The sequence below is a fragment of the Myxococcus sp. CA005 genome (genome assembly GCF_006518205.1).
Lineage (GTDB): Bacteria > Myxococcota > Myxococcia > Myxococcales > Myxococcaceae > Myxococcus > Myxococcus xanthus.
Genome location: NZ_SRLV01000167.1, coordinates 1 through 6223 on the forward strand (window position 1 = coordinate 1; position 6223 = coordinate 6223).

General features: G+C 69.3%; 6 protein-coding genes. 3 read left to right on the plus strand and 3 right to left on the minus strand.

Translation table 11 applies throughout. The features are described from left to right. On the minus strand, positions 1-738 hold a 738-nt coding region (locus FMQ63_RS36595; protein ID WP_305034253.1), incomplete at its 3' end, for a BTAD domain-containing putative transcriptional regulator. 228 nt (positions 739-966) lie between these two features. Here FMQ63_RS36595 and FMQ63_RS36600 point away from each other — a divergent pair. The 3 genes from FMQ63_RS36600 to FMQ63_RS36610 all read left to right on the plus strand — a co-directional run bounded on the left by FMQ63_RS36600 (position 967) and on the right by FMQ63_RS36610 (position 4649). After that, entirely contained in the window at positions 967-2547 is a 1581-nt protein-coding gene (locus FMQ63_RS36600; RefSeq protein ID WP_011557239.1) for a bifunctional 3-(3-hydroxy-phenyl)propionate/3-hydroxycinnamic acid hydroxylase, read from the plus strand. Positions 2548-2634: 87 nt separating this feature from the next. Further along, complete coding sequence (locus FMQ63_RS36605; protein WP_011557238.1) at positions 2635-3036, plus strand: BlaI/MecI/CopY family transcriptional regulator; 402 nt, start codon at positions 2635-2637, stop codon at positions 3034-3036. Then, entirely contained in the window at positions 3033-4649 is a 1617-nt protein-coding gene (locus FMQ63_RS36610) for a transglycosylase SLT domain-containing protein (protein ID WP_020479040.1), read from the plus strand. Before FMQ63_RS36605 ends, FMQ63_RS36610 begins: the two co-directional genes overlap by 4 nt. Positions 4650-4698: 49 nt before the next feature. Here the strand turns inward: FMQ63_RS36610 and FMQ63_RS36615 are convergent, their stop codons facing one another. Together FMQ63_RS36615 and FMQ63_RS36620 are read right to left on the minus strand one after the other, a co-directional pair. Next, on the minus strand, positions 4699-5415 hold the full coding sequence (locus FMQ63_RS36615) for an outer membrane beta-barrel protein (RefSeq protein WP_011557236.1): 717 nt from the start codon (positions 5413-5415) through the stop codon (positions 4699-4701). Positions 5416-5629: 214 nt separating this feature from the next. After that, the coding region (locus FMQ63_RS36620) for a TetR/AcrR family transcriptional regulator (RefSeq protein ID WP_228556569.1) at positions 5630-6223 on the minus strand (594 nt) is incomplete at its 5' end.

The following is a 6223-nucleotide window of genomic DNA, read 5'->3' on the forward strand; positions in this document are numbered from 1 at the left end:
GGGCACCTGCTTGGGGGCGGGCGGGCCCCGCTCGATTTCGCGCGCCAGGGCCACCGTCTGCGGCAGCGGCGTGGTGTCCAACTCCTCGCGCAGCAGGCGGCGGCACCGCTCGAAGGCGTTGAGCGCGGCCATGCGGTCGCCCGCCACGTAGTGCAGCCGCATCAGCCGGCGCCACGCTTCTTCCGAATACGGGTCCATGGTGAGGAGCTGCTCCGCGAGCGCCAGTGCACCCGTCAGGTCCCCCCGCTTCTCCCGCGACTCCGACTCCGCCACGGCGGCCCGGCGGCGAAGCTTGTCCAACCGCTCACGCGCGCCCTCCAGCCATGTTTGGAATTCTGAGCAATCTTCGTATTCCAGGACACCCAGGAGAACGCCTTCCAGCGCGAGGGCTTCCGCGTGTCGCCCCTCGAGCACGTGGGCCTGGAGTTCGGCGGCGTCTGAGACAACACCCTCACACAGCGAGAGGACATCGGTGCCCTGTACCAGCTCCGCGCCGCAGGCGAGCCGCAGCCGGCGCAGCAACTGTCGCATGTTGTTGCGCGCGGTCGCCTCCCCGGACTCTGCCCACAGGAGGCCGGCCAGACGGTACTTCGGGTGAGGGCCTTCCAATGCCAACCATGCGAGCACCGCCGCGGTCCGCCGCTCCAGCGGGATGCGTGTGTCGCCGACCCGGAGCCGGGCTTCGCCCAAGAGTTCCAGGTGAAAGCGTTGTGTATTTACCAGGCCGTCGGCTGCCATGTCCTCCGGGATTCCTCGCATGGGCGGGGCTCTAAGGTAACACGTCCGCCGAAAACCTCCGTAACGGGTAGGGATTGCCCCAGCAGTGACAATTTTTGCGTGTGGTTTTTCCATCACACGGCAGCTCGCCGCTCTGGGCGGATGCTGATCCAGGCTTCCGGACCCGTCACACCGTGGTCACACCTGATTCGTTATTAAAAAAGCCAGACATTGCCCCGGGAGGCATCCATGGGTTGTGACAGTCAGCAGACGGACACGCAGGTGGACGTCATCATCAGCGGATGTGGTCCGGTGGGCGCGTTGACGGGCAACCTGCTGGGTCTCATGGGTGTACGCACCTTGCTGCTGGAGCGGGACGTGGCGCCGCACGGCGAGCCCCGGGCCTTTTCGTGCGACGACGAAGGCCTGCGCATCTACCAGTCCACCGGACTGTTGGATTTATTGCAAAGCGACATGCGGGAAAGCCGTTTCGCGGAGTACGTGGGCGGCACGGGCAAGCGCTTCGCGGAGATTCACACCGGCGAGACGGACTTCGGCTTCGGCCACACGCCGCTGTGGTTCTTCCACCAGCCGCTGCTGGAGGGCGCGCTGCGCGACGGGCTCAACCGCTTCGAGCACGTGGAGTTGCGCAAGGGCGTGAGCGTGGAGGCCGTGGTGCAGGACTCCGACGGGGTGACGGTTCGCTACCACGACTCGTTCACGGGCGAGCAGCGCTCCATCCGCGCGAAGTACCTGCTGGCGTGTGACGGCGCGCGCAGCACCGTGCGCAAGGCGCTGGGCATCCCGATGTCGGGACGGGCCTATGGCGAGCCCTGGCTGGCGGTGTCCGGCACCGTGGTGGAAGGGGAGGTGCCGGAAATCTGCCGCTTCGTGTGCGACCCGAAGCGTCCGGCCTTCGTGGCCACCGGCGCGGTGAACCAGATTCGCTGGGAGTTCATGATGATGCCCGGCGAGACGCGCGAGCACCTGGAGAAGTCGGAGACCATCTCCGAGCTCATCGCGCCGTACGTGGACCCCAAGCGCGTGCGCATCGAGCGTGCCTCGGTCTACACGTTCCACTGCCTCAACGCGGCGCGTTGGCGCCACGGCAACGTCTTCCTGCTGGGCGACGCGGCGCACACCATGCCGCCCTTCATGGGCCAGGGCCTGGTGTCGGGGATGCGGGATGCGTCCAACCTGGCGTGGAAGCTGAAGCGCGTGCTGCACGGGCAGTCCTCCGCGTCGCTGCTGGATACCTATGAGCAGGAGCGCCGGCCGCACGTGGAGGCGGTGCAGAAGCTGTGTGTGCGGGTGGGGCACCTGTTCCTGGCGCGCAACCCCCTGGTGGCCTCGGCGCGTGACGCGCTGCTGCGCACCCTTCAGCGCATCCCGCGGGTGCGCAAGTTCATCGAGGGCTTCGAGTTCAAGGAGGCCCCGGCGCACGCGAGCGGCTACTACTTCGGCGACAAGGGCGAGTACTTCATCCAGCCGCGCGTGAAGCTGCCGTCGGGTGAGGAGGTCCTGCTGGACGACACCCTGGGCAATGAATTCACGGTGCTGTGCCGGGGCAACGCGCCGTCGGCGGAGCTGGAGGCGGCGCGCGAGCTGGCTGAGTCGCTGGGGGGCCGCATGATGACGTTCCATCCTCCGGCGGAGGCGGTGGACGATGCCTCCGAGGATGCACCCGCGGTGGTGGACGTCACCGGAAAGCTGGCGGACTGGTTCTCCAAGCACGCCGCGGACGTGGTGGTGCTGCGGCCGGACCGGTTCGTCTACGGCGCGGTGCGGTCGCGGCGCCTGCCGGAGCTGCGGGAGGCGCTCGGTGTGTAGGGCCAGGAGCTCCGTCAGTGAGTAACTAAGTGATTAGTTGATTTAAAACTAAGCCCTTAGTAGTTTGCGCGTCACGGAGGTTCGCTCGTGACTCGCAAGCCTGAGCCCGAAGTGGCCCCACGGCCGTTGACGCCGGTGGAGCTGGAGTTGATGCACATCGTCTGGCGCCTCGGTGAGGTGAGTGTGGCGGACGTGCTCGCCGCGCTGCCGCCGGAGCGCGCGCTGGCGTACACGTCCGTCTCCACGGTGCTGCGCATCCTGGAGCAGAAGGGCGTGGTGCACAGCCGCAAGCAGGGCCGTGGCCACCTGTACTCGGCGGTGTTGCCGCGCGACGCCTATGAGGCGCAGAGCGTGCGCCACCTGGTGGAGACGGTGTTCGACGGCGCGCCCTCCGCGCTGGTGGCGCGGCTGGTGGAGGCGGTGCCCCTGTCCGCCTCGGACGTGGACCAGCTCCGCAAGCTGCTCGACGCGAAGGGGCGCAAGCCGTGAGCGCCGTGCTGCGTGAGCTCGCGTCGCTCTATCTGACGCAGGCGCTGTTGCTCGCCGTGGCGCCGCCGCTGGCCTGGCTGGCGCTGACGCTGCTGTCGCGGCTGGGCCGTCCCTTGTCGGCGCGGCAGTCCTTGAGGGTGGCGCGTGGCGTGCTGCTGCTCACGCTGGTGCTGCCGTTGTTGGCCGCGGCCGTGCACGCGCTGGTGCCCACCGGGCCCCGCTTCACCTTCGAGCGTTCCGTGGCGCGCCACGCGGGACGGCTGCCCGCGCCCTTGTGGGAGCCGCGTCCGGTGGCGGAGCCGGCTCGGGCTCGGGAGTCCGCGCCCGCGCTGCCGCCCGTGCTGCCCGCGGCGGCGCTGGCGCTCTTGGTGGGAGGAGGCGCCTTCATCACACGGGCGCTGGTGCGTCATGCGCGCCTGCTGCGTCAGTTGGAGTCGCTGCCCCGCGTGCGCGGCGTGGGGCGTGTCGCCGTGGTGCTCGGCGTGGCGGGCATGCCGGCCTTCTCCGCGTGGTTTCCTCGCGCCGGGCGTCAGCCCTCCGCGTGGGTGGTGGTGCCGCCCGCGCTGCTGGAGGATGCGGAGTCCTTCCGGCTGACGGTGCTTCACGAGCTTCAGCACCACCGTCAGCGCGACACGCACCGGGCCTTCGCGCGGCTCGTCCTCACGGGTGCCTTCTTCTGGCATCCGGGCGCATATGCCCTGTCCCGGTGGATGGCCTCGCTCCAGGAGCTGGCGTGTGACGAAGCGCTGGTGGCCACTGGCCGGGCCCAGGCGCAGGCCTATGCGCGGTGCCTGCTCCAGGCGGCCTTGTCGGTGCGGCTCGAGTCCCCCCTTCCCGCCGGTGTCACCGGCATGTCCCATCCCACCACCCGGAGAATCCAGATGCTCTTCCAGCCCCGTCCCGCCCGTGCCCAGGGTGTTTCCGCGCTCCTGGCCGCGCTGTGTCTCGTCCTGGTTCCGCTCGCCGCGTTGTCGCAAGGCGTGGCGCAGGGCCGCGCGGTGACGCTCGCGGAGGCGCAGGCGCTCGCGACATCCAGCCAGCGGGAGGGGGACTTGCCGGTGGTGGTGGACGCGCACGTGCTGGCGCGGCTCAACGCGCTCACCGGTTCGGAGAAGGGCCGCGCGTTCATGAAGCGCGCGCTGGCGAACCTGGTGACGCAGCGGGAGGCGCTCTCCGCACCGCTACGTGACAAGGGGCTGCCCGAGGGACTGCTGGCCGTGGCCGTCGTCGAATCCGCGGCGACGAACATGCCGGAGACGGATGGCCGGCCCTCGCTGGCGCCGGGCATGCGTGGCGCGGGCGTGTGGATGTTCATCCCGGAGACGGCGCGGCGCTACGGGCTGGAGGTGAGTGAGGCGCGCGACGAGCGGCTGGACGTGGCGCGCGAGTCCCAGGCCGCCGCCGCGCTGCTGTCGGACCTGCACGCGCGTTACGGCGACTGGCGGCTGGCGCTCGCCGCGTACAACCAGGGCACCAAGAGGGTGGATGCCGCGCTCACCGCGGGGGGCAGCCGTGACGTGACGGCGCTCATCGGCGCCGGGCACCTCAACGACTACGCCGCCACCGTGCAGGCGGGGTTGCTCATCCTGCGCAACCCGCACCTGCTGGACTGAGGTGGACCGCGCGGCGCTGACGAGGCTCCGTCAGCGCCGCGGGAGTGGCCTAGAAGCGGAACTGCATCCGCACGCCGCCGGACAGCCAGGCGTGGACCGTCTTGTTGTCGATGCTCTCCGACTCCGACTCGGAGACATCACCAATGATGGGCACGTTCTTCATCTCAATGCTGGAGGTCGACGACTGGTAGACGCCGGCCGCCAGCGACAGGTAGGGCCCGATGGAGAACGTGTCGTTGATGCGATAGTCGGCGCCGGCCTGGAGGGCGGCGAACTCGATGCCGCGGACGCCCGTGCCAATGGTGGCCTCCACGCCGTCCTCGCTCGAGGACACATTCAACTTGAGCATCTCGTAGCCGATGCCCAGGCCCATCCAGGGCATGAGCTTCTCTCCCGCCCGGAAGTGGTAGGACGCGTTGATGCCGAAGCGCATCTGGTTGGCGGAGCAACTGACGTCCGAGTCGCAGTCCTCGGCGATCAGCACGGGCGCGTACTGAAAGTAGGCCCCCAGGTAGACATTCGAGTTGAAGAAGTATCCCGCCTCCACCTGCAAGGGGATGGCGCTCTTGAACACCTCGCTCATCTTGGGGGTTTCGCCGAGATCGGAGCCCGCGGCGTGCCCCAGTGGGACGCCGTAGCCCGCGCGCAGTCCCAGCGCGAAGCCTCGGTCCTCCTGGGCCTGTTCGACCTCGTCGGCAGCGAAGGCGGGAGCGGACAACATGAGGGAGAGGGTCGTGAGCTTCCAGAGCGTGCGGGGAGTGGTCATGTGAGGGTATCCAGCGTGAGGAAGGATCCGCCGTTGCGGTGGATGCGCCTGCTGACGCGAGCGTGTTGGGAAAATTCAACGGTCAGCAACCGGCAGTGTCGCAGAGTCCTGTCGAGCGCGCGGGGCGTCCTCCTCGTGGGTATCGCCACGCTGGGAGTGTACGCGTTCCAGGTGGCGTCGGGCCGCAGGCAGATACGCAGTTAGCCGCCCGGCCTCACGCGCCGGAGACACTTCCCAGCATCCGCAGCGCCAGCTCGGCGTGGGTCTTCGCCAGGGTCTCCACCGCGATGGGGCCGCCGGGTTCGAACCAGTGGGGGATGCGAGAGCCCATGCCCACAATCGCCGCGGCGGTGATTTGGGGATGGAGCGGGGAGAACTGCCCCTGGGCCATGCCGCGTTGGATGGCGTCTATCAACATGGCGTTGGCCTTGTCCCGCAGCGCTTGCGCGGGCGCCGCCAGCTCCAGGCTCAGCGCGTAGAACTCCTCGTTCACCACCAGCGCGAGCTGCGGATGCTCCGCGTGGACGCGCGTGTGCGCATGAACCAGCGCGCGCACCTGGTCCGCCGGCGTGGGCTTCGCGCCCTGGAACGCGGTCTCCAGCGCCTCGAAGTGGGCCTCGTGGCCAATGCGCACCAGCTCCGCGAGGACGTGGTCCTTGGCCGCGAAGTGGGCGTACAGCGCGCTGGGCCGCAGCTCCAGGGCCGACGCCAGGTCCCGAATGGACGTGTCGTGATAGCCGCGGCTCGCGAAGAGCTGCAGGGCCGTCTCCAGGATGCGTCGGCGCGTGCCTTCGGGGGGGGCCGCCGC

Coding starts and splice junctions, on each gene's coding strand:
- FMQ63_RS36600 (WP_011557239.1), top strand. CDS start 967: ATGGGTTGTGACAGTCAGCAGACGGACACGCAGGTGGACGTCATCATC.
- FMQ63_RS36615 (WP_011557236.1), bottom strand. CDS start 5,415: ATGACCACTCCCCGCACGCTCTGGAAGCTCACGACCCTCTCCCTCATG.